Below are 22,156 nucleotides of genomic sequence, written 5' to 3'. Positions count from 1 at the left end.
CTCCGGTGTGTGCCACGGCCGCTGGGCGGGACGGGGAAGAGGTCACGCCGGCACCGACTTCCTGCGCACCAGCACCACCAGGAACGGCACTCCGATCAGCGCGGTCATCACGCCCGCCGGGACCTCGCCCGGCGGGAAGACGACGCGGCCCAGCACATCGGAGACCAGCAGCATCACGGGTCCGATCAGCGCTGCCATCGGCAGTACCCAGCGGTGGTCGCTGCCCACGATCGCGCGGGCGACGTGCGGGACGGCCAGGCCGATGAACGCGATCGGGCCCGCCGCCGCAACGCCCACGCCCGTCAGGACCGTCGCGCCGACGCCGCCCACCACCCGTACCGTCGCCACGTTCTGGCCGAGGCCCTTCGCGACGTCCTCGCCCAGCGCCAGCGCGTCGAGTCCGCGGGCGACCGCGACCACCAGCACCGCACCCACCAGCAGGAACGGCCAGACCTGGCCCACGAGTTGTGCGTCGCGGCCGGCGACCGAGCCGACCTGCCAGAAGCGGAACTCGTCCAGCGCCGCCGCCTTCGTCGTCAGCACGCCCATGGTCACCGACACCAGCAGCGCGTTGATCGCCGCGCCGCCCAGCGCCAGTTTCACCGGCGTCGCACCGCCCCGGCCGCTGGAGGCGATCGCGTACACCGCGACCGAGGCGACGGCCGCGCCCGCGAACGCGAACCAGACGTACCCCGTCAGCGTGTGGACGCCGGCGAACGCGATCGCCAGCACCACACCCACCGACGCGCCCTGGCTGATGCCGAGGATGCCCGGATCGGCGATCGGGTTGCGGGTGATGCCCTGAAGGACCGTGCCCGCGAGCGCCAGTGCCGCGCCGACCATCAGCCCGATCAGCGTGCGCGGAACCCGCAGCTCGCGGACGACCTCGGCGTCGGCGCCGCCCCCGCCGTGCAGCAGGGCGTCGAGCACGGCCGAGGGCGCGACGGCACGCGCCCCGACGGCGAGGCTGAGCAGCACTGCCAGCAGCAGGGCCGCCGAGGCCGCCGCCGTCCACCCGATACGGCGGACGGCCTGAGCGCGTCTGGCTGACATGGAGACCTAACGAAGCAGAGGTTGGTAAGGCTTGGCTAAGTCTAGGTGGCCGGATTGTGCGCCTTACAGGGGGCATGCCCCTGGTGCGCCGGGCCGGCCCCCCGACCGCACCGCGCCTCACCGCACGGCGGCCGCGGGCAGCCGGGCAGATCTGCTCCACGACGGTCCCATGGGGAACGAAATCGTCGTACGCCACGTCGAGTTACGGTCCGTCTGACAGGGCGGCACGGACGTTTCGTACCTCCCCGGCGTCGGCCCAGGACGTACCCGGTCCCTGCGGTGTGGCCGAGCAGTGCCGCGGCGGGCGCGGGCGCGGCCTGAACAAATCCGCCGGTGCGGGTCGCGAGACCGGCCGGATCCAGCGCCCGGGCGACGGCGGCCCGCAGGCCCGGTGCGCCACGGAGGCCGCGGGCAGTGGTTGTCGGCACTCCGCGCCGGCGAACAGCCCGATCGGGCCCGGCATCAGGTCGGGGTCGTCGCAGGAGTTGTGCGTCGGGAACCCATGCGCCGCCGTCGCCTGCCGCAGCCGCAGGGGTTCGCCGGACGGGCGGGGTGCGCCGCTGGGCACAATGGCCGGCATGGCCACCCAGACCGCACCGCAGCCGCCCACTGTCGGGTTCGACCTCGACATGACCCTCATCGACTCGCGCCCCGGCATCAACGCCGCCTACCGGGCGCTGTCCGCAGAGACCGGGGTGTGGATCGACGCCGACCTGGCGGTCACCCGTCTCGGGCCGCCGCTGGAGCAGGAACTGGCCCACTGGTTCCCGGACGAGCTGATCCAGGAGATGGGCGACCGGTACCGGGAGATCTATCCCGAGCACGCGATCGCGCCGACGGTCGCGATGCCCGGTGCCCGTGAGGCCGTCGAGGCGGTCCGCGCGCTCGGCGGACGCGCGATCGTCGTCACCGCCAAGCACGAGCCCAACGCCAAGCTGCACCTCGCCCACCTCGGCATCGACCCGGACGAGGTCGTCGGCTGGCTGTGGGCGGAGGCCAAGGCGGAGGCACTGCGCGAACACGGCGCGAGCGTGTACGTCGGTGACCACATCGGCGACGTACGCGGCGCCCGCGTCGCCGGCACCCTCTCCGTGGCCGTGCCGACCGGCCCCTGCGACGCGGACGAACTGCGCGAGGCGGGGGCGGACGTGATCCTGGACGACCTCACCGCGTTCCCGGACTGGCTGCGGACCCACGGCAGGTCCTGACCCCGCCCCGGCCGGCACGCCGCCCGGAATCCGAATCCGGGTACGGGCGTTACCGCGACCGAGCGGATTCGGCCTGACGTCGCTGTGCCGCGACCGACCGCATCACCCCGGCCGCGGCGATCAGGAATCCGACGCCCATCAGCATGCTCACGGCGTACGCGACCGTCGGGAACGGCTCGGTTCCGAGGAACAGTGGGGCGACGGTGACCAGCGTGGCGACGGCGCCGATGACGAACACGATGCCGCCGACGCGGACCAGCCCGTCACCCGGGGCGGGCGCGGCGGCCGGAGGAGTAGCAGTCATTCGGCCAGGGTAGTTCCCTTGCGCATAGGAACCGATCGGGGACGTCTTGTCACCAGCCTCTGGGCCATTAGCCTTGGGGGTGGCGGGTCAGGCGACCCGCTGTAGTGCTATCAAGAGCCGTTTTTCGGCGCCCGACATGCGGTGCCTCCAGCGCCCGACGAGTACGAGGACGAGGACAGACGTGCCCACCGGCAAAGTCAAGTGGTTCAACAGCGAGAAGGGCTTCGGCTTTCTCTCACGCGATGACGGCGGCGACGTCTTCGTGCACTCCTCAGTGCTCCCCTCCGGGGTGGATGTTCTCAAGCCGGGCCAGCGCGTCGAGTTCGGCGTGGTGGCGGGACAGCGCGGCGACCAGGCGTTGTCGGTGACGCTGCTCGATCCGACCCCCTCGGTCGCGGCGGCCCAGCGCCGCAAGCCCGACGAGTTGGCGTCGATCGTGCAGGATCTGACGACGCTGCTGGAGAACATCACGCCGATGCTGGAGCGCGGCCGCTACCCCGACAAGGTGCACGGCAAGAAGATCGCCGGCCTGCTGCGCGCGGTGGCCGACCAACTGGACGTCTAGCCCGGCCCGGCTGGGACGAACGCGCAGGCCGGGCCCGGCTCGGACGAACGCGCAGGCCGGGCCCGGGGTGGGACGACGCGCAGACTGGACCCGGCTCAGACGAACGACAGCGCATTCCGGCCGAGGGGCGGTACAAGCCCCTCGGCCGCCGCGCGTGTCAGCAGTCCGCGCACGGCCGCGTAGCCGTCGTCGCCGAGGTTGTGGGTGAACTCGTTCACGTACAACCCGATGTGCTGGTCGGCGACCGCCGGGTCCATCTCCTGGGCGTGTTCCAGCACATACGGCCGCGAGGCGTCGGGGTCGTCCCAGGCCATGCGTACGGAGGTGCGCACCGCCTCGGCGAGCCGGCGCAGCATCTCCGGGCCCAGCGAGCGCTTGGCGATGATCGCGCCGAGCGGGATCGCCAGCCCGGTCGTCCGCTCCCAGTGCTCACCCAGGTCGGCGAGCGAGTGGAGCCCGTACCGCTGGTAGGTGAAACGGGCCTCGTGGATGACGAGCCCCGCGTCGACCTTGCCGTCGCGCACGGCGGGCATGATCTCGTGGAACGGCATCACGACCACCTCGCCGACCCCGCCGGGGACGACATCGGCGGCCCACAGCCGGAACAGCAGATACGCGGTGGAGCGCTCGCTCGGCACCGCGACCGTCCTCCCCGTCAGCTCCACCCCCGGCTCGCGGGTGAGGACCAGCGGCCCGCAGCCCCGGCCGAGCGCGCCGCCGCACGGCAGCAGCGCGTACTCGTCGAGAGCCCACGGCAGCACCGCGTACGACACCTTCAGCACGTCGAACGCTTCCCCTCCGTTCGCTGGGGAGGTCCCACCGCGCTCGGCCCATGCGTTGGTGACGTCGATGTCCGCGAACGTCACATCCAGCTCGGGGGCGCCCGGAACGCGGCCGTGCGCCCAGGCATCGAAGACGAAGGTGTCGTTCGGGCAGGGCGAGTAGGCGATCTTCAGGGTCACGGTTGCTCCTGGAGGACGGGGGCGAGCTGTTGGAACGCCTGCCGCAGCGTGCCGAGCGCGTCGCCGATGCGCCAGGCGGCGCGGTCGCGGGGCCCCACGGCGTTGGAGACCGCACGGATCTCGACCACCGGCACGCCGTGCGCGACGGCGGCCTCGGCGACCCCGAAGCCCTCCATGGCCTCGGCGGCGGCGCGGGGGTGACGAGCGGTCAGCTCCTCGGCACGGGCGGCGGTGCCGGTGACCGTGGAGACGGTGAGCACCGGCGCGTGCACCGCGCCGACCGCCTTCGCGATGCGCGCGGAGAGCCCGGCCGGCGGCAGGTGCACGGTGCGGCCGAAGCCGAGCTCGTCTACGGGGAGGAAGCCGCCCGGGGTGCCGGGGCCGAGGTCCACGCCGAGGTCGGCCGCGACGATCGCGTCGGAGACCACGAGGGAGCCGACCGGGCAGTGGGCGGCGAAGCCGCCGCCGATGCCGGCGGACACGACGAGCCCGTACCGCTCCGGGGAGGCCATCAGCGCGGTCGCGGTTGCCGCGGCCGCGGCGGCCGGGCCGACCCCGGCGACGAGAACGTCGAGCGACGGCGTACGGGTCAGCGCGTAACCGCCGGGGAGGACGACGGCGTCACCCGTGGCGACGGCTTCGGCCTCCGCCGCCACGGCGGTCACGACAAGGACGCGCACGAGGGTGCCCTCCGGGTCAGGAGCCCTTCCTCAGGACTCCTTCTCGAACTGGAAGCGGTAGATGCCGATGACCTTCTTGCCCTTCGTCTCCATGATGTTGACGTCGGCCTTGGTGGTCGGCTCACCGGTCTGCGAGGAGAAGAAGGCGTTGCCCGGAATGGTCCGGTACGACTTCTTGTACGGCTCCTGCTCGACGGGCTGGACGCCGAAGAGCAGCGTCCAGCCGTTCTCGGCGATCTCCGGGTCGACGCCCATGCGGACCTTGTCGTCGACGCCGAACTCGATCTTGGTGGGGGTGCCCTTGGTGAGGCACTTCTGCACCTCGGACTCCTTGAGCGGCTCGCCGTCGTTGTAGCAGGTCGCTTCGGTGTGGACCGAGTCCGAGCCGACCGTCACGGTCGCGAGCGGGGTCGGCTTGTCGCCGCAGGCGGCGAGGACGAGAAGCCCGGCGGAGACAGCGCCGAGGGCGGCAGCGGTCCGGCGGCGCTTGCCGGAGAAGAACGCAACGGTCATGGTCCGAAGGCTATCGGGCGTGGCGGGCGCGGCGGCGCGGGGGTGGGGCGCGCGTGTCTCGGAGCCCGGCGCGCGGCGCTTGCGTGGGCTCCGCCCCGTGCCCCCGCGCTTCAATCGCCGACGGGGCTGGGGTTGCCCGGCGGGGCGTCGTCAGCGCGTCCGGCGTTTGAGGACACCCCCGTAGGGCGTGCCGGTGCCGGGTCGCGAGGCGCGGTGCGGTTGCGGGGCTCTGCCCCTGCGCCTCCAACGCCGACGGGGCCGGGGTTGCCCGGCGGGGCGTCGTCAGCGCGTCCGGCGTTTGAGGACACGCCTGTAGGGCGTGCCGGTGCCGGGTCGCGAGGCGCGGTGCGGTGCGGCGGGCTGGGCCCCGATCCCGCGCCTGAATCGCCAACGTGGCTCCGGAAACGCCCTCGTCGCCGCGTGTCGGTGGGGCGGGGCCGATGGCTTGGCGCGCTTGCCGGGCTCCTTCGGGCGCGTTCAGCCCGTTCGGCGTTTGCGGCCACGCCTGTATGGCGTGCCTGTGGCACCGGGAGGTGGCCGGGTCGCGAGGCGCGGCATGCTCGCGGGGCGCGCCTCAGCCGGCGGTGGCGCTCGAGACCTGGTGGCCCGGGCCCCGCGGAGCCGGATGTCTCCCCGGGCGGCGAAATGCCCCCGGGCCGCGTGGGCCCCGTCACGCCACCCGAGGCCTTGGGGCGTCGCCTTGGCGGGAGGAGGAGAGCAGGCCGCGGCCCGCCGACAGCGCTCCCACCGCCACGATGGCCGCCGCCACCGACATCCCCAGCGAACCGTTCAGCGGCAGCGAGATACCGATCGCCCCGCCCAGCACCCACGACATCTGCAGCAGCGTCTCCGAGCGCGCGAACGCCGACGTACGGACCTGTTCCGGCACGTCCCGCTGGATCAGTGCGTCCAGCGACAGCTTCGACAGCGCCTGAGTGAAGCCCGCCGCCGCGCCCAGCAACGCCACCAGGCCCGCGACGAAGAAGACCGCCGCCAGGATCGCCGCCGTCAGCACCAGCGCCAGCATCGTGGCGATGATCAGCTCCGGGCCGCGCGCCTTCAGCCACGCGCCCACCGCCGTACCCAGCGCGTTGCCCACGCCCGCCGCCACGCCGACCATCGCCAGCGACACCGCCGCCGACTGGCCGCCCAGCGGATGCTCGCGCAGCAGGAACGCCAGGAAGAAGATGAGGAACCCGGACAGCGCGCGGTGCGCCGCGTTCGCCTGGAGGCCGTGCAGCACCGAGGGACCCACCGTCCGCAGGCTCGGTCTCTTCTCGCCGTGCGTCAGCATGTGCGCCTTGCGCTCACCCTTGGCCGAGTCCACCTTGTGAGGCATCGTGAAGGCCCAGTACGTGCCCAGCAGGAACAGCGCACACGCCCCGTACAGCGGCCACTGCGGCCCGATCCGCTGGAGCCCTACCCCCACGGGCGCGGCGATGCCCGTGGCGAGCAGACCGGCGAGCGTGACCCGCGAGTTCGCCTTCACCAGCGAGAACCTCGGTGGCAGCAGGCGGGGCACCACCGCGCTGCGCACCACGCCGTACGCCTTGGACGACACCAGCACGCCCAGCGCCGCCGGGTACAGCTCCAGGCTGCCCGACGCCACCGCGCCCGACAGCAGCACCGCCAGCAGCGCGCGGGCGAACATCGCGCTCGCCATCGCCGCGCGCCGCCCGTGCGGGATGTGGTCGAGCAGGGGGCCGATGACGGGTGCCAGCAGCGTGAAGGGCGCCATCGTGACGGCGAGGTAGAGCGCGACCCGGCCGCGCGCCTCGTCCGTCGGGACGGAGAAGAACACCGTGGACGCCAGCGCCACGGTGATCATGACATCGCCCGCGCCGTTGACCGCGTGCAGTTCGATCAGTTTTCCGAGGCCCGATTCGCCCGCGCCGTGCGCGTGCGTCGCCTTGCGGATGCCGCGCGCCGTGCCGGTGAAGGGCAGGTGCAGGGCACGCCCGACCTTCCGGCCCGCTCGTCGGAGCGGCCCGGACGCCTCGGACGACCTCGCGGTTGCCACCTCGTCATAGTGCCCCAAGCGCCCTTCGCACGAACCGTGATCCGCGTCGGTCCACGGCGTGTTGAAACCCGAACCCGTCCGCGATGCGGACACCGCGGCCCGTCGGTTCGTCCCGTGTTGGGACGGGCAGGTGGGCGGGGAGCTGTGAAGGGGGTAGCGTGCGTAGCGCGCCACCGGCGGTTGTTCTCGGCCGCGCGCCTCTTCGGCATCCCGCAGAATGGATGACGTCAGGTGTGCCCGGAAACAGATCGGTCCGGGCGTGGACGTCGATGCGGCCCTCAGGTCCGCTCCGCCCACAGCCCGGTACCTGTCGGCCCGGCAGCGCACCCGTGAGACGGCGTAGGAGAGAAGCGAGACCTGTGAGTGCGACGACGCGAAGCCGTACCCCCGACCGTCTGTGCGCCGAGGCGGTAGACCTCGCCCGGGAGGCGGCCGAGGAGGCCGCGGCCCCGGGAGTGGTCGGCGAGCATGTGTCCCTCGTCTCCGAGGGAGACCGGGTCGTCACCCACTTCTTCGAGTGCCAGGAACCGGGCTACCGGGGCTGGCGGTGGGCCGTCACGGTCGCACGGGCCTCCCGGGCCAAGGTCGTCACACTCGACGAAACCGTCCTGCTGCCCGGCCCGGAGGCCGTTCTCGCTCCCGAATGGGTGCCGTGGAGCGAGCGGCTGCGTCCGGGCGACATGGGGCCCGGGGACCTGCTGCCCACCGAGGCGGACGACCTGCGTCTGGAGCCCGGCTACACCGGCGAGGACGAGCCCCCGCCGAGCTCGGTGCTCGCCGAGCACCCGCCCTCGCACGACCTGGTGGAGCGGGTCGACGCCGAGGACGCCGAGCTCACCGACCGCAGGCCGGCGATCGAGGCGACCGACAGCAGCGGGCGCGGCCAGATCGCGGCGCTCGCCGAGGAACTCGGCATGCGCCGGGCCCGGGTGCTGTCCCGGTACGGGCTGCACACCGCGGCGGACCGCTGGGAGGAGTCCCACGGCCCGAAGACGGCGATGGCGCAGGCGGCCCCGGCGGCCTGCGTGACGTGCGGCTTCCTGGTGCCGATCGCGGGGTCGTTGCGGCAGGCGTTCGGCATCTGCGCGAACGAGTTCTCGCCGGCGGACGGGCACGTGGTGTCGCTGGCGTACGGCTGCGGCGGACACTCGGAGGCGGCCGTGATGCCGAAGCCGCCGGTGCCGACGCCGCCGGTGTTCGACTCGATGGCGGCGGACGAGTTCCCGCTGCGGCCGGCGCGCGACAGTGGCTCGGTGTCGCCGGAGACGGACGCGGAGTCGGAGGACCTGGGCCACTCGTAGCCTCTCCGGCCGGCAGGTCCGCCCTTACGGGACCATGTCCGAGCCGTGGCCCTGTCCCCGGACCCGGGGCGCATCGCTGTCGGATGCCCGGTGCCGGTGCCGGTGCCGGTGCCGGTGCCCGGTGCCCGGATGCGTTGGGGCGCTTTCAGCCTCGCTGTGGGCACGCCCCGTGGCCGCGCCGGTGGACCTCCGCCCATGGGCCGCCAGGCCGTACGGGAGTCCGAGGCACGGAGTCCGCAGCCCCGGGGGGCGCTGCGCGCGGGGACCCTTCTGCCCCGGCTGCTGCCCGGTGCATGGCATGCCCTGCGGGCATGTCCTCAAGCGCCGGGCGGGCTGGGTTTCCCGGTTTCGGCGTGCATCGCGCGGCGGGCGTGGCGTCCGGCGGGTGGGTTTCCCGCAGTGCGGGGCGGGGGTGGTGCCGGGCGGGCTGGGTTTCCCGGTTTCGGCGTGCATCGCGCGGCGGGCGTGGCATTCGACGGGGTGGGTTTCCCGCAGTGCGCGGCGGGGGTGGTGCCGGGCGGGCTGGGTTTCCCGGTCTCGGCGTGCGGTGGGCGGCGGGCGTGGCGTCGGATGGCGCGGGGTTTCCCGGTCTCGGCGTGCGGTGCGGAACGGGCTGGGTAGTGCGGTCGTTGCGCGGTGGCGGACGGGCTGGGCAGCCCGGGCTTGCGCGGCGAGCAACGAACGGACGGGGTGGGGTTTCCCGCAGTGCGCGGCGGGCGCGGTGGCCGACGGGCTCGGCAGCCCGGTCGTTGCGCGGGGAGCAACGCCGGGCGGGCTGGAAATGCACGCCCCCGCAGCAAATGCACGCCCCCCGTCGCCGCCTCCCGCGTTGTCGCCCTTCCGTACGCGGTACCTTCGGCCCCAGCAGCAACACACAGGCAGCCGCGGGCAGCGGCACCGGCAGGGCGGAGTCACAGCGTGAGCATCAGGACGACCGAGTGGGCCGACCCGTTCGGGACGGCGCGGCTGCGGCGCGGTGTGCTCGACGCGTGGGGTGCGAGCCCGGCCCGCTTCCGTGAGGACGCCAACGCCGAAGAGGACCTCGCGCTCGGCGGCTACCGGGACCGGCTCGTCGTCGAGCTGGCGCAGAACGCCGCCGACGCCGCAGCCCGCGCCCAGGCGCCCGGGCGGCTGCGCCTGACGCTGCGGCCGGGCACGGGCGGCGAGCCCACCGTGCTGGCCGCCGCGAACACCGGCGCGCCGCTCGACGCGACCGGTGTCGAGTCCCTGAGCACCCTGCGCGCCTCCGCCAAGCGCGAGGGCCACGGGACGTCCGTCGGCCGCTTCGGCGTCGGCTTCGCCGCCGTCCTCGCGGTCAGCGACGAGCCCGCCGTCCTCGGACGGCACGGGGGCGTGCGCTGGTCGCTGCCCGAGGCGCGGGAGCTCGCCTGGCAGGCGGCTCAGGCCAGCCCGGGGCTCGGCGACGAGTTGCGCCGCCGGGACGGCCACGTACCGCTGCTGCGGCTGCCGCTACCCGCTGAGGGCCGCGCGCCCGAAGGGTACGACACGGTCGTGATGCTGCCGCTGCGCGACGGTGCCGCGGTCGACCTGGTCGAGCGGCTGCTCGCCGGGATCGACGACGCGCTGCTGCTCACCCTCCCGGGCCTCGCCGAGATCGTGGTCGAAACGCCCGACGGCGTACGGGAGTTGCGGCGCGCCGAGGACGGTGCGTACGTACGTGTCGACGACAGCGAGCGCGGCGGGCGGCGCTGGCGCGTGGTCAGCCACGCGGGCGCGATCGAGCCCGCGCTGCTCGCGGACCGGCCCGTGGAGGAGCGGCTGCGCCCGCACTGGGCCGTGACCTGGGCCGTGCCCGTCGACGCGGAGGGTGCGCCCACCGGCCCCGGCACCGCGCCCGTCGTCCACGCCCCGACCCCTACCGACGAACCCCTCGGTGTGCCCGCGCTGCTGATCGCCTCTCTGCCGCTGGACACCACGCGCCGGCACCCGGCGCCCGGTCCGCTGACCGACTTCCTCGTGGAGCGTGCCGCCGACGCGTACGCCGAACTGCTCGGCGACTGGCAGCCGGTGAGCACCGGCACGATCGACCTGGTGCCCGGCCCGCTCGGCAAGGGCGTGCTGGACGGTGCGCTGCGGGCGGCGATCCTTGCGCGGCTGCCGCGTACGGCGTTCCTTGAGGCCGCCGTGCCGCCGGAGGGGGCGGACGACGACTCCGGCCTGCCCGGCCGCGAGGCGCCCCGCGGCCTGCGGCCGGTGGAGGCGGAGGTCCTGGAGGGCGCGGGCGCGGAGACGGTGACGGTCCTGGCCGAGGTGCTGCCGAGCCTGCTGCCGGCCGGGCTGGAGCGCCGGGTCGAGCTGCGTACGCTCGGCGTCGCGCGGGTGCCGCTGACCGAGGCGATCGACCGGCTGGCCGGTCTGGAACGCGAACCGGGCTGGTGGCGGCGGCTCTACGACAGCCTCGCGGGCCTCGACCCGGACCGGCTCTCGGGCCTGCCCGTGCCTCTCGCGGACAACCGGACGACCATCGGCCCCCGCCAGACGCTGCTCCCTCTCACGGACACCCCGCCCCACCTGGCCCGGCTCGGGCTGAAGGTCGTCCACCCCGACGCCGCGCACCCGCTGCTGGAGAAACTGGGCGCGCTGCCCGCCACACCGCGCGCCGTGCTGACGACACCGCAGGTGCGGGCGGCCGTCGCGGCGTCGCTGGACGAGGGTGAGGTCTGGGACGAGGAGGCCGAGAGCCTCGACGCCGAGGAATTGGCGGAGACGGTCCTCGCGCTCGTGCGGGACGCGGAGTTGGAGCCCGGTGACGAGCCGTGGCTGGGTGCGCTGGCGCTGACGGACGAGGACGGCGAGCTGGCGCCCGCGGGCGAACTCGTCCTGCCCGGCAGCCCGTTCGCCTCGGTCATGCGTGGGGGCGAACTCGCCCTGTGCGACGCGGAGCTGGCCGAGCGCTGGGGCGAGCAGCCGCTCGCGGCCTGTGGGGTCCTCGCCAACTTCGCCCTGGTCCGCGCCACCGACGTGGTCCTCGACCCGGACGAACTGGAGCCCCGCGAGGGTGACTTCGCCGAGCCCGACGACGCCGGACTGCTGGACGCGGTCGACGTGTGGTGCGAGGACGTGCTCGACCGGCTCCCCGAGACCCCGGTGCCGCCGGTGGCCACGGAGATCGTCGCGGTGCGCGACCTGGACCTCGTGGACGACGACTGCTGGCCGCAGGCCCTGGCCCTGCTTGCGCAGCCGCCGCTGCGGGACGCGTTGACCCAGCCCGTACGCGTCCTGCTGCCGGACGGGACCACGGAGACGGTGCGGCCGTACACGGCGTGGTGGCTGCGCGACCACCCCGTGCTCGACGGCCGCCGCCCGGCCGGCCTGCGCGCGGCGGGTGCGGACCCGCTGCTGGACGGGCTGTACGAGTCGGCCGACACGACGGGGTTCGAGGACACCCAGGTGCTGCATGCCCTCGGCGTGCGGACGTCCGTCGCGGCGCTGCTCGACGAGCCGGGCGGCGCGGCCGAGCTCCTGGCCCGCCTCGCCGATCCCGACCGCCGGGTGCGCGCGGACCGGTTGCACGCCCTGTACACGGCCCTGGCCGACCTCGACCCCGAGGACGTCACGCTCCCCGACGAGCTGCGGGCCGTGGTGGACGGCGAGGTGGTGGTCGTGGACGCGGCGGACGCGGTGGTCGCGGACACCCCGGACCTGCTGCCGCTCACCTCCGGCCTCCCCCTGCTGCCGGTGGCGCCCTCGCGCGCGGCGGACCTGGCCGAGCTGTTCCAGGTACGCCGCCTGAGCGAGGCGGTCACGGCGGAGGTCACGACCGAGGGCGAGGAGCACGAGGTCCCCGAATCCGTACGGACCCTGCTGGGCCCCTCCACGCCCGCGACGTACGTCGAGCACGAGGAGCTGATGGCGGGAGGCGTCGAACTGGACTGGCGCCGCACCCCGGACGGCGTGCTGCACGCCGCGACGCTGGAGGGTGTGGCGGCGGCACTCGCCTGGGCGGCCGGCCAGTGGCCCCGCCGCTTCGAGGTGGCGGCGCTGCTGGAGGACGCGTCCCGGACGGCGGAGCTGGAGAGGGCGCGCTGGTTCGACGCGTAGCGGCCCACGGGCAGGCGACAAGCGGTGTCCCACGTCTCATGGCGGCTATGCGCCAGGAGATGCGCTGATGGACGACCTCCTACGCGCCTGGGAACGCATCGAGACCTGGCTTCGGGAGCACCAGTGCACTCGTGCTCTCTCCGAGCTGCACCCGCCGGCCTCCGAACAGGCCGTCCGGTCCCTCCAGGACGCCAACCCGTACCCGCTCCATCGGCATCTCGTGCAGTGGCTCGGAATCCACGGCGGCGCCCCCTGTACGACGCCCCCGTCTGGTCCGGCGGCTACGTCCCGTACGGCAGGGTTGTTTCTCAGCGCCCTGCCGGTGGCGGATTCACGGGCGATCAGTGAGCGCCCCGAGAACTGACCGTGGGTGCCGGACGAATCGATGTAAAAGCTTCAGATGTCGCCAAGTCGTCGTGCGTGTGGGGAATTCCGACTCGAAATAGGCATCCGGGCTCAGTGCCCGCCGCGCGGCTCCATGCAGCCGCCCTCCACGGAGTGGCCGTGCCTCTCGACGGTCACCGGGTCGCGCCGACGCGGCGAGGCGGGGACGGCGATGGCGTCGGGGTCCGCGGCCTGCGGAGCTACGGCCCCGGGGCGGGGCCGGCGGCACGGCGCGTATGGGGCCGGGAGCGCCGCCGCCGCGGCCTTCGCCGGTGCCGGGGCCTGAGGTCGTGAGTTCTTTTCCCCCAGGTTCTTCAGGGGAGTTCGTGGCTCACCGGCCCCTCGCGGGCGAGGTCCCGGCGGCATGGGAAGACCGGTGTGCCGACCGGGTCCCGCTCCGCTCAGGCCCGGTCGGCGGCCTTCAACTCACCTATGAACGCCGCCCAGGACGCGGTCGCGAAGGTGATCGCCGGGCCGTGCGGGGCCTTGCTGTCACGTACCGGAACCACGCCGGGGATTCCGTCCGCCACCTCGACGCAGTCGCCGCCCTCCTGATTGCTGTAGCTGCTCTTTCGCCAGGCGGCGTCGTGCGGACCGGGAAGGGAGATTCGCGCCACGGTAGTCGTCCTCCATCGCGGATCGGATCATGTCGAGCGACATGAACGGGGGCAGCGCCGCGGCCCCCAGCCGATCGTAGGCCAACGCGAGATGCTCGACCTCGGCCGGATCCTCGAAGAGCTGACCGTGGTGCGCGCCTTCCGTGTAGGCCACTTCGGTGCCGTTCGGCAGGGTCAGCACCGTGAGGGAGCCACCGAGCATGTCGTGCGCGCCCGCTGCGAACGGAAGGACCTGCACGGTGACGTTCGGCTTGGTGGCCGCCCTCGCCAGATGGGCGAGCTGGCGTCGCATGACGTCGTCGCCGCCGACGGGCCGCCGCAGCACCGACTCGTCGAGGATCACCAGGAGGTCCGGCCGTTTTGGAGACAGGAGCCGCTTCTGCCGCTCGAGGCGGGCGGACAGCCTCTCCTCCAACTGCTCCTCGCTCTTGAGGGAGAGGCCGACGCTCAGGACGGCGCGCGCGTACTCCTCGGTCTGCAACAGGCCGGGCACGACGTGCGCCGTGTACTGACGAATAGCGGCGGCCTGCGCCGAGTACGCCATGAACGTCCGCGACCAGTCCGGGAAGGACTCCCGGTAGACGTGCGGCCACAGGTCCACCAGTAACCCGTCCGCACCGAGAGCGGCATCGAGCGCCCGCGCGAGCTCCAGCGTCGGCTTGGCGCCGGACGACCGCTCGACCTGCGTGATCCGGGTGCTGACCACGTGGGTCTTCGCACCGAGTTGGGCCTGCGTCAGGCCGGCGGCCGTGCGCAGTCTGCGGACCTGTGAGCCGAAGAGGGCGGCCATCGAGGCCTCGGGCTCAATTGCTTTGGCCATGGGCTTACTTCCGTTCATTACGGCCTGTGGTGTAAGGCTGCATGCCCTTCCGAGCGTAGGTCCGCCCGACGACTCTTGAACACGGAACGTCACCATCCGTACACGACGGATGGTGCCCCGAGACAAGAGACCGAACGGGATGGGCGACGCGGTGCTGAAGACCACGACCACATCGGGCGAGAGTCCCGACCAGAAGGCGGCGGCAGAGGAAGGGCTCGGCGAGAGCGCCGAGTTCGCGGCGCTGTTCGCCCCGACACCCCGGGGTGCGCGGCTCGCCCGTCGGGTCGCCGTGCGGCACTTGGCCGAATGGGGTCATCCCTGCGACTCGGACCTCTCGTGCACCGTCGCCCTGCTGGTGGCCGAACTGGCCGGCAACGCCGTACGTCACGGGCGTGTGCCCGGCCGGGACTTCAAGCTCCGGTTGACCCTGGACGCACGGCGGGTGCGTGTCGAGGTCTCGGACGCGTCCTTTGTGCGTCCGCCGACCGTCGTGCACGCTCCCGCTGCCGACGACGTGTCGGGCCGCGGCCTGGTTCTCGTGGACGTCCTGGCGGACCGCTGGGGTGTGGAGCCCCGTCCTGCCGTCGGGAAAACCGTCTGGGCGGAAGTGGCGGCCGAGGCGACCCGAGGGCGCTGAGCCGGCGATGGGCCCCACGCCCGCGCCGCCGGGATCGATGGCACGGGCGTGCCCCGCCTCGGCGCGAAGCGTCGCGGAGGTGGTACGCGACCGGCTCGTCGCCCGACGTGTCCGTGACCACCATGAACTCGATTCCCGCCTCGCCCTGCGGGTCGTCGAGCCGGAAGCCGCCGGCCTTGGTCAGTTCCGGCTGTCACCGTTCAGGGGCTGGCGAAGAGCGAGGACAGGTCGCGGTTGCGGGTCATGTCGAGGACCAGGCGGGGGCTCTTTTGGGAGGTGGCGGTCAGACGCACGGCGTGCGTCGATCCCGAGCCGGTGACCACGTCGACCTTCGTCTGTGTGAGCAGGTCGCTCCACGGGACGGCGGTCGCGGTACGGCCGGTCCTGAGCCGGTCCCGCACGGCCTTGGCGAGGTCCTCCGCTGCCGTCTTCGACCCGGCGGTGCGGCAGGCGGTCTGGGTGAGGTGGGCGGCGTCGGGGCCCGCGACACCGGCGGCCAGGACGTACGTAGCCTTCTCGCCGCTCGCGGTCGGGTCGGTGAGAAGGAGCGCGGCCAGCGGCTTGCCCAGACACTCCGTGCTCGCCCGGAACTCCGGTTCCGCAGCGAGGGTTCCGCCCTTGCCGTCGGCGGTGATGGCGTCGGCGAGGGCGGCGTCCGGCGCGTGGACCACGGTGTCGCCGCCCACGCCGAGGACGTTGAAGTCGCCGGTGGGGGAGAGCGCGGCGAGCGGTCCGGTCGGGTCGATCCTGTCGTCGGCGGCCGGCCGCCCCCGCGGTCCAGCGGTCCCGTCGTGCCGTCCTTCTTGCCGCCGAGTTTCCCGGCTCCCGCGACGACCGCGGCCGTGTCGACGCCTCCGTCGAAGCGTCCTCCGGTGGGACCGTGCCCGATCTGCAGGGCGCGGTCCGCCTTGCCGCCGTCGAGTCCGAGGCTCTGCTCGACGACGTCCTGGCGCATGGCCGTCGCCGACCAGCCGTAGCCGTACAGGGCCGACCTCGGGTCGTCCGGGGCCATCCCGGCGGCTCGCTGCGCGGCCAGGTCCCCGTACTCCACGAGACCACGGGCGGCGGTGTCGCCGCGGACCTGGGACAGGGCCGTCAGCAAGGGGCTTGCGCCCTTCGCGGCCGGCTTCGTCTGCGGGTCGTCGCCGGCCGGCTGATCGTTGCCGCAGCCGGCCGCCGCGAGCACCGAGACGACCGCTCCGGCCGTCAGCAGACCGCGTCCTGTACCTCTGAGTCGCCTCATGTCCCGTTCTCCCCCTCCTGTCGTGCTTCATCGCGATGGCGGGACATGCAAGCACGGGCACCGAGGCCAGGGCGCCGTCGTGCGGCGACCGTGACGAATCCGGTACGGCGCGCGGACCCAACGCGCGCCCAGGCGACCGGAAGTCGATTGCCGAGCACGAGGCGGGCGGCTAGCGTCGGGGACGTGACTGCCGGGTCGGCCATGGGCCACGCACGAGTGAGGCGCCCGGCCTCGGCGTGAGCACGGGGCGGGCCAGAGCCCCGCCGTTGTCTCTCCGTCTCTGACCTGTCCCTTGAGGAACCCAGACCTGGAGAGTCACCACACCATGCCGCACCAGCAGTCCGTTACTACCGTCCAGCTCAACCACACCGCCGTGTACGCCGAGGACCGGCGGCTTTCCGCCGAATTCATCGCCGTGATCCTCGGCCTCGAAGTCGGCGCGCCCTTCGGGCCGTTCCTGCCCGTCGACCTCGGCAACGGCGTGACGCTCGACTACTACGAGTGGGCCGACGAGCCGATCCAGTCGCAGCACTACGCGTTCCAGGTGCCCGACGACCAGTTCGACGCCATGATCGGCCGTCTGGAGGCGGTAGGGGTCACGTACTACGCCGATCCCGACCACACCGAACCCGGCGCGATCAACCGGCTCTTCGGCGGCCGGGGCGCGTACTTCGACGACCCGTCCGGCCACAACATGGAGATCATGACCCGGCCCTACGCCCGGCCGTAGCGGGCGAAGCGGAAGGCCCCCCGGTTCGCCGGATCCGAGGCGGATCGCGGGGCCTTCGTCACGCCGGGAAGCGCCGCCCCACCACACGCCACGCGAACTCCAGCAGCGCCGCGCCGCCCGCCGCGATCGCCACCGCCGTCCACGGCATCGTCACGCCGACCAGCTTCAGCGCGAAGAAGTCCTGGAGCCACGGGACGACCAGCACCAGCAGGAAGCCCGCGCCCATCGCCGCCACCAGGCCGATCCGCCACCATGTGTAGGGCCGGGCGATGATCGCCAGAACCCACATCGCGACGAGGAACAGCGTCAGCGTCGCCGCGCTCGTCTCCGCGTCCAGCGCGGCCGGGCCGCCGTAGTGCGAGCGCGCCAGCAGATACGTGCAGAACGTCGCCGTCGCCGCGATCAAGCCCGCCGGGATCGCGTACCGCATCACCCTGCGGACGAAGTGGGGCTGTGCGCGCTCCTTGTTGGGCGCCAGGGCGAGGAAGAAGGCCGGGACGCCGATGGTGAGGGTGGACAGCAGGGTCAGATGGCGGGGCAGGAAGGGGTACTCGACCTGCGAGCACACCACCAGGATCGCGAGCAGTACCGAGTAGACCGTCTTCGTCAGGAACAGGGTCGCCACGCGCGTGATGTTGCCGATCACCCGGCGGCCCTCCGCCACCACCGACGGCAGTGTCGCGAAGCTGTTGTTCAGCAGGACGATCTGGGCCACGGCCTTGGTGGCCTCCGAGCCCGAGCCCATGCTCACGCCGATGTCCGCGTCCTTGAGGGCGAGGACGTCGTTGACGCCGTCGCCCGTCATCGCGACCGTGTGGCCGCGGGTCTGGAGCACGCCCACCATGTCCCGCTTCTGCTGCGGGCTGACCCGGCCGAAGACCGCGTTCTCGTCGATCTCCACGCCCATGGCGGACTTCTCGGCGGGCAGCCGGCGGGCGTCCACCGTACGGTCGGCGCCCGGCATGCCCAGTTTGCCCGCGACCGCGCCGACCGCGACCGCGTTGTCCCCGGAGATGACCTTCGCGGCGACGTTCTGGTCCGCGAAGTAGCGCAGGGTATCGGCCGCGTCCGGGCGCAGCCGCTGTTCGAGGACGACGAGGGCCGCCGGCTTGGCGCCCTCGGCCGGTGACGACGCGCCCAGGTCCTCGGCCGCCTCGGCGAGCAGCAGCACCCGCAGGCCCTGCCGGTCGAGGACGGCGATCTCGGCGAGGGCCGGGTCGCCGTCCGGCAGCAGGACGTCGGGCGCGCCCAGCAGCCAGGTGGACGTCTGCCCGTTGCCCTCGCTGAAGCTCGCCCCGCTGTACTTGCGCGCCGACGAGAACGGCAGCGACTGCGTGCAGCGCCACTCCTCGCTGTCCGGGTACGCCTCGATGATCGCCCGCATCGAGGCGTTCGGCCGGGGGTCGGACTCGCCGAGCGCGCCGAGCACCTGCCGTACGTGCGCCTGGTCCGTCCCGCCCAGCGGCCGCAGCTCCGTGACGTCCATCCCGCCCTCGGTGAGCGTGCCCGTCTTGTCCAGGCAGACGACATCGACGCGGGCCAGGCCCTCGATCGCGGGAAGCTCCTGCACGAGGCACTGCTTGCGGCCGAGGCGGATCACACCGATCGCGAACGCGACGGACGTCAGCAGGACGAGCCCTTCGGGGATCATCGGCACGATGCCGCCGACGGTGCGGGCGACCGAGTCCTTGAGGTTGGTGTCCTTGGCGACGAGCTGGCTGATGATCAGGCCGATCGAGGTCGGAACCATCATCCACGTCACGTACTTGAGGATCGTGGAGATGCCGGAGCGCAGCTCGGAGTGGACGAGCGTGAACCGCGAGGCCTCTTCAGCGAGCTGCGCGGCGTACGCCTCCCGTCCCACCTTCGTCGCTGTGAAGGCGCCGCCGCCCGCGACGACGAAGCTCCCCGACATCACCTGGTCGCCGGGCTGCTTGAGCACCGGGTCGGCCTCGCCGGTCAGCAGCGACTCGTCGATCTCCAGGTTGTCGGCCTCCGCGATCTCGCCGTCGACGACGACCTTGTCGCCGGGCCCGAGTTCGACGAGGTCGTCGAGGACGATCTCGGACGTGGAGACCGCGGCGGCCACCCCGTCGCGCCGTACGCGCGGTCTCGCCTCACCGATGACGGCGAGGGCGTCGAGGGTCTTCTTGGCGCGCAGCTCCTGGACGATGCCGATCCCGGTGTTCGCGAGGATCACGAAGCCGAAGAGGCTGTCCTGGATCGGCGCGACGAAGAGCATGATCACCCACAGGACGCCGATGATCGCGTTGAAGCGGGTGAGGACGTTGGCCCGGACGATGTCGACGGCCGAGCGCGAGCTGCGCACCGGTACGTCGTTCACCGCGCCGCGGGCCACCCGTTCGGCCACCTGGTCCGCGGTCAGCCCGGTCGCGGGCGTCCGGGGGCGGGGCGGCTGCCGGGGGTGTACGGGGTCGAGTTCGGCACCCGCGTCGATGACGGGTCCGCGGGGCTCCTCGCCGTCCATGTCGATCTCCGCCCGCTGCGTCATGGTTCCGACGGTACGGCGGGCGAGCCCGGTTCACCCCCGGGCGGGCGGAAGATCGGACCGGTGGAGGAGACAAATGGTCCTGGGGGACTACGGGGTTGCCCCGGCTACGGCGCCGGGTTCGGTCGGCGTCCGGGCGGGACGCGGTCGGCTCTGCGGCTGCGGGTCCGGGTGCGGGGCGTCCGGGTGCGGGTCCCGGTTCACATGGCGGGGCCGCGGGCCTGGGTGCGCTGCGGGCTTGCCCGGCCGCGCGGGAGGGGCCGGCTCCGCCGGGTGCGGTGGGGGTCCGGGCGGGACGCGGTCGGCTCCGCCGGGTGCGGGTGCGCGGGCCCCGGTTCGGGTGCGGGTCCCGGTTCACATGCGGGGCGCGTGTCGGCTACGCCGGATTCGCGCCGACCGTGACGGCGGGGCCCCCACGCGTCAGGCCCGTGGACCGGTGTCCGGCGTCCCGGCCGCTTCAGCGGCCTCCCGCGCCCGCTTGAGGGCCGCGTCGCGGCCGCGTACGTACCAGATGCCGATCAGGCCGAGGCCGCCGCCGGCCAGGCAGGTCCACACCCACCAGGTCAGGTCGTGGTCGTCGAACCAGCCGTAGAAGGGGACCTGGACCAGGAACATGACGAACCACAGGATCGTGCCGCCGGTGATGGTGGCGACGATCGGCCCCTCAAGGGGCTCGGGTGCCTCGTGCCTGGGGGTCCATTTCGCCATGCGCACAGTGTAGAACCGGGCCCCAGGGCCGCTGCTGCGGTGTCGGCCGGGCAGGCAGGACAAGGGTCTACGCGCGAAGATACCGATCTTCAACTTTATACGTTCATACTGAACAAGTTTGCGTCCGACCGGTTTCGTTCGTATGAACCTCCCGTGCGAGCCCCAGGAAACCGGGTGAGAAAGGTCCCGCATGTCCCCCACGGCCACCGCCCGGGTCGATTCTCCCGGCCTGCCGCCCGCCCCCCAGCAGCCCGTCGGCGGCCTGGACCGCTTCTTCAAGATCTCGGAGCGCGGCTCCACGGTCGCACGCGAGGTTCGGGGTGGATTCGCCACCTTCTTCGCGATGGCCTACATCCTCGTGCTGAACCCGATCATCCTCGGCAGCGCCAAGGACATGTACGGGCACCAGCTCGACGGCGGTCAGCTGGTCACGGCCACCGTCGTCACGGCGGCGTTCTCCACGCTCCTCATGGGCGTCATCGGCAACGTCCCGATCGCGCTGGCCGCGGGCCTCGGCGTGAACACCGTCGTCGCCCTCCAGCTCGCGCCCCAGATGGCCTGGGCGGACGCGATGGGCATGGTGGTGCTCGCCGGCTTCGTGGTGATGCTGCTGGTGGCCACCGGTCTGCGCGAGCGCGTGATGAACGCGGTGCCGCTCGGGCTCCGCAAGGCGATCGCCATCGGCATCGGCCTGTTCATCATGCTCATCGGCCTGGTCGACTCCGGCTTCGTCACCCGCATCCCCGACGCCGCCCACACCACCGTGCCGCTGCAGCTGGGCACCGGAGGCCACCTGCTCGGCTGGCCGGTCCTGGTCTTCGCCCTCGGCACCCTCCTCACGCTCGCGCTGATCATCCGCAAGGTGCCGGGCGCGATCCTCATCTCGATCGTCGTGATGACGGTCCTCGCTTTGATCGTCAATGCCGTGGCGGACGTCGCCTCATGGGGTCTGACCACGCCCGAGTGGCCCGGCAATCCGGTCTCGACGCCCGACTTCGGCCTGATCGGCGAGGTCAGCCTGTTCGGCGGCTTCGAGAAGGTCGGTCTGCTGACCGGTGTCCTGTTCGTCTTCACCGTGCTGCTGTCGTGCTTCTTCGACGCTATGGGCACGATCCTCGCCGTCGGCGACGAGGCCGGGCTCATGGACAAGGACGGCAACTACCCCGGCATCAACAAGGTGCTGGTCGTCGACGGTCTCGCCGTCGCCGCGGGCGGCGCCACGTCCTGCTCCGCCAACACCTGCTTCGTGGAGTCCACGGCCGGTGTCGGCGAGGGCGCCCGCACGGGTCTCGCGTCCGTCGTGTCCGGTCTGCTGTTCTCGCTGGCGCTGTTCCTCACGCCGCTCGCGACCATGGTCCCCTCCCAGGCGGCGACGCCCGCGCTGGTGGCGGTCGGCTTCCTGATCCTGGCCGGTTCGGTCAAGGACATCGACTGGAGCGACTTCACGATCGCCGCGCCCGCGTTCCTGGCGATGGTGATGATGCCGTTCACCTACTCGATCACGCACGGCATCGGCATCGGCTTCATCGCGTTCAGCGCGCTGCGGCTGGCGACGGGGCGCGGGCGCGAGGTGCCCGTCGCGATGTACGCGGTGTCGGCCGTCTTCGTCTTCTTCTACGCGATGCCGGCGCTGGGTCTGACCTGATTCAGGGGCGTCAGGCCATCCCGTAGAACTCCTCCGTCTCGTCGACGGCCGCCTTGAAGCGTTCGTCGAAGTCGTCGCGAATGAGCGTCCGGACCACATAGTCCTGGACGCTCATCTGCCTTTTTGCGGCGTGCTGCCGAAGCCGGTCGAGCAGCTCACCGTCCATCCGAAGGCTGAGCACTGTCGATCCCATGC

General features: G+C 72.8%; 20 protein-coding genes and 1 pseudogene. 8 read left to right on the top strand and 13 right to left on the bottom strand.

The window, feature by feature from the left end:
• Positions 1-42 precede the first annotated feature (42 nt).
• Positions 43-1,053 (bottom strand): iron ABC transporter permease, encoded by a 1,011-nt coding sequence (locus J7E88_RS05375; protein ID WP_215177827.1) that lies wholly within the window; start codon positions 1,051-1,053, stop codon positions 43-45.
• Positions 1,054-1,631: 578 nt separating this feature from the next.
• Between J7E88_RS05375 and J7E88_RS05370 the strand changes: the two genes are divergently transcribed.
• Complete coding sequence (locus J7E88_RS05370) at positions 1,632-2,261, top strand: HAD family hydrolase (protein ID WP_215177824.1); 630 nt, start codon at positions 1,632-1,634, stop codon at positions 2,259-2,261.
• A gap of 49 nt (positions 2,262-2,310) precedes the next feature.
• Here the strand turns inward: J7E88_RS05370 and J7E88_RS05365 are convergent, their stop codons facing one another.
• Positions 2,311-2,565: a hypothetical protein gene (locus J7E88_RS05365; RefSeq protein ID WP_215177822.1), complete on the bottom strand. Its 255-nt coding sequence runs from the start codon at positions 2,563-2,565 to the stop codon at positions 2,311-2,313.
• A gap of 181 nt (positions 2,566-2,746) precedes the next feature.
• Between J7E88_RS05365 and J7E88_RS36710 the strand changes: the two genes are divergently transcribed.
• On the top strand, positions 2,747-3,130 hold the full coding sequence (locus J7E88_RS36710) for a cold-shock protein (RefSeq protein WP_215177820.1): 384 nt from the start codon (positions 2,747-2,749) through the stop codon (positions 3,128-3,130).
• A 95-nt stretch (positions 3,131-3,225) separates the two neighbouring features.
• On the opposite strand, the gene J7E88_RS05355 is transcribed toward J7E88_RS36710, so the two are convergent.
• The 4 genes from J7E88_RS05355 to J7E88_RS05340 form a co-directional block, all read right to left on the bottom strand.
• On the bottom strand, positions 3,226-4,092 hold the full coding sequence (locus J7E88_RS05355; RefSeq protein WP_215177818.1) for a 1,4-dihydroxy-6-naphthoate synthase: 867 nt from the start codon (positions 4,090-4,092) through the stop codon (positions 3,226-3,228).
• Positions 4,089-4,772: a futalosine hydrolase gene (locus J7E88_RS05350; RefSeq protein ID WP_215177816.1), complete on the bottom strand. Its 684-nt coding sequence runs from the start codon at positions 4,770-4,772 to the stop codon at positions 4,089-4,091. The genes J7E88_RS05355 and J7E88_RS05350 overlap by 4 nt, the downstream gene beginning before the upstream one ends.
• A 30-nt stretch (positions 4,773-4,802) precedes the next feature.
• Complete coding sequence (locus J7E88_RS05345) at positions 4,803-5,285, bottom strand: DUF2771 domain-containing protein (protein ID WP_215177812.1); 483 nt, start codon at positions 5,283-5,285, stop codon at positions 4,803-4,805.
• 670 nt (positions 5,286-5,955) lie between these two features.
• Complete coding sequence (locus J7E88_RS05340; protein WP_215177811.1) at positions 5,956-7,305, bottom strand: MFS transporter; 1,350 nt, start codon at positions 7,303-7,305, stop codon at positions 5,956-5,958.
• 359 nt (positions 7,306-7,664) lie between these two features.
• On the opposite strand from J7E88_RS05340, the gene J7E88_RS05335 reads away from it, so the two are divergent.
• The 3 genes from J7E88_RS05335 (at position 7,665) to J7E88_RS05325 (ending at position 13,032) form a co-directional block, all read left to right on the top strand.
• Positions 7,665-8,606, top strand: a complete 942-nt coding sequence (locus J7E88_RS05335) for a DUF3027 domain-containing protein (protein ID WP_308307313.1) — start codon at positions 7,665-7,667, stop codon at positions 8,604-8,606.
• A gap of 918 nt (positions 8,607-9,524) precedes the next feature.
• Complete coding sequence (locus J7E88_RS05330) at positions 9,525-12,668, top strand: sacsin N-terminal ATP-binding-like domain-containing protein (protein WP_374196232.1); 3,144 nt, start codon at positions 9,525-9,527, stop codon at positions 12,666-12,668.
• Between the two features lie 67 nt (positions 12,669-12,735).
• Complete coding sequence (locus tag J7E88_RS05325; RefSeq protein WP_215177810.1) at positions 12,736-13,032, top strand: hypothetical protein; 297 nt, start codon at positions 12,736-12,738, stop codon at positions 13,030-13,032.
• Positions 13,033-13,453: 421 nt separating this feature from the next.
• On the opposite strand, the gene J7E88_RS05320 is transcribed toward J7E88_RS05325, so the two are convergent.
• Both J7E88_RS05320 and J7E88_RS05315 read right to left on the bottom strand, forming a co-directional pair.
• A complete protein-coding gene (locus tag J7E88_RS05320; RefSeq protein ID WP_308307312.1) occupies positions 13,454-13,582 on the bottom strand; it encodes a DUF397 domain-containing protein in 129 nt (42 codons plus the stop codon).
• Positions 13,545-14,459 carry a helix-turn-helix transcriptional regulator gene (locus tag J7E88_RS05315; protein WP_215178185.1) on the bottom strand — a complete coding sequence of 305 codons (915 nt, stop codon included), beginning with the start codon at positions 14,457-14,459 and terminating at the stop codon, positions 13,545-13,547. Before J7E88_RS05315 ends, J7E88_RS05320 begins: the two co-directional genes overlap by 38 nt.
• 169 nt (positions 14,460-14,628) lie before the next feature.
• Here J7E88_RS05315 and J7E88_RS05310 point away from each other — a divergent pair, with 169 nt between their 5' ends.
• Complete coding sequence (locus J7E88_RS05310) at positions 14,629-15,126, top strand: ATP-binding protein (protein ID WP_215177807.1); 498 nt, start codon at positions 14,629-14,631, stop codon at positions 15,124-15,126.
• An 82-nt stretch (positions 15,127-15,208) separates the two neighbouring features.
• Here the strand turns inward: J7E88_RS05310 and J7E88_RS35565 are convergent.
• Both J7E88_RS35565 and J7E88_RS05305 read right to left on the bottom strand, forming a co-directional pair.
• A pseudogene (locus J7E88_RS35565) lies at positions 15,209-15,316 on the bottom strand (1,4-alpha-glucan branching protein); the annotation flags it as partial.
• A gap of 10 nt (positions 15,317-15,326) precedes the next feature.
• Entirely contained in the window at positions 15,327-15,812 is a 486-nt protein-coding gene (locus J7E88_RS05305; protein ID WP_215177805.1) for a hypothetical protein, read from the bottom strand.
• Positions 15,813-16,694: 882 nt separating this feature from the next.
• On the opposite strand from J7E88_RS05305, the gene J7E88_RS05300 reads away from it, so the two are divergent.
• Positions 16,695-17,099 carry a VOC family protein gene (locus J7E88_RS05300; RefSeq protein WP_215178183.1) on the top strand — a complete coding sequence of 135 codons (405 nt, stop codon included), beginning with the start codon at positions 16,695-16,697 and terminating at the stop codon, positions 17,097-17,099.
• 58 nt (positions 17,100-17,157) lie between these two features.
• Here the strand turns inward: J7E88_RS05300 and J7E88_RS05295 are convergent, their stop codons facing one another.
• Both J7E88_RS05295 and J7E88_RS05290 read right to left on the bottom strand, forming a co-directional pair.
• Positions 17,158-19,611 carry an HAD-IC family P-type ATPase gene (locus tag J7E88_RS05295; protein WP_215177802.1) on the bottom strand — a complete coding sequence of 818 codons (2,454 nt, stop codon included), beginning with the start codon at positions 19,609-19,611 and terminating at the stop codon, positions 17,158-17,160.
• A 417-nt stretch (positions 19,612-20,028) separates the two neighbouring features.
• Entirely contained in the window at positions 20,029-20,316 is a 288-nt protein-coding gene (locus J7E88_RS05290) for a DUF2530 domain-containing protein (protein WP_215177800.1), read from the bottom strand.
• 190 nt (positions 20,317-20,506) lie between these two features.
• Here J7E88_RS05290 and J7E88_RS05285 point away from each other — a divergent pair, with 190 nt between their 5' ends.
• A complete protein-coding gene (locus J7E88_RS05285) occupies positions 20,507-21,961 on the top strand; it encodes an NCS2 family permease (protein ID WP_215177797.1) in 1,455 nt (484 codons plus the stop codon).
• Positions 21,962-21,971: 10 nt separating this feature from the next.
• Here J7E88_RS05285 and J7E88_RS05280 read toward each other — a convergent pair whose 3' ends face one another.
• Positions 21,972-22,154 carry a BrnA antitoxin family protein gene (locus J7E88_RS05280; protein WP_215177796.1) on the bottom strand — a complete coding sequence of 61 codons (183 nt, stop codon included), beginning with the start codon at positions 22,152-22,154 and terminating at the stop codon, positions 21,972-21,974.
• Between the last annotated feature and the right edge of the window lie 2 nt (positions 22,155-22,156).

This window comes from Streptomyces sp. ISL-10, assembly GCF_018614575.1.
Lineage (GTDB): Bacteria > Actinomycetota > Actinomycetes > Streptomycetales > Streptomycetaceae > Streptomyces.
The sequence above is the reverse complement of the archived record's forward strand: the minus strand, read 5'-3'. Positions and strand labels throughout refer to the sequence as shown.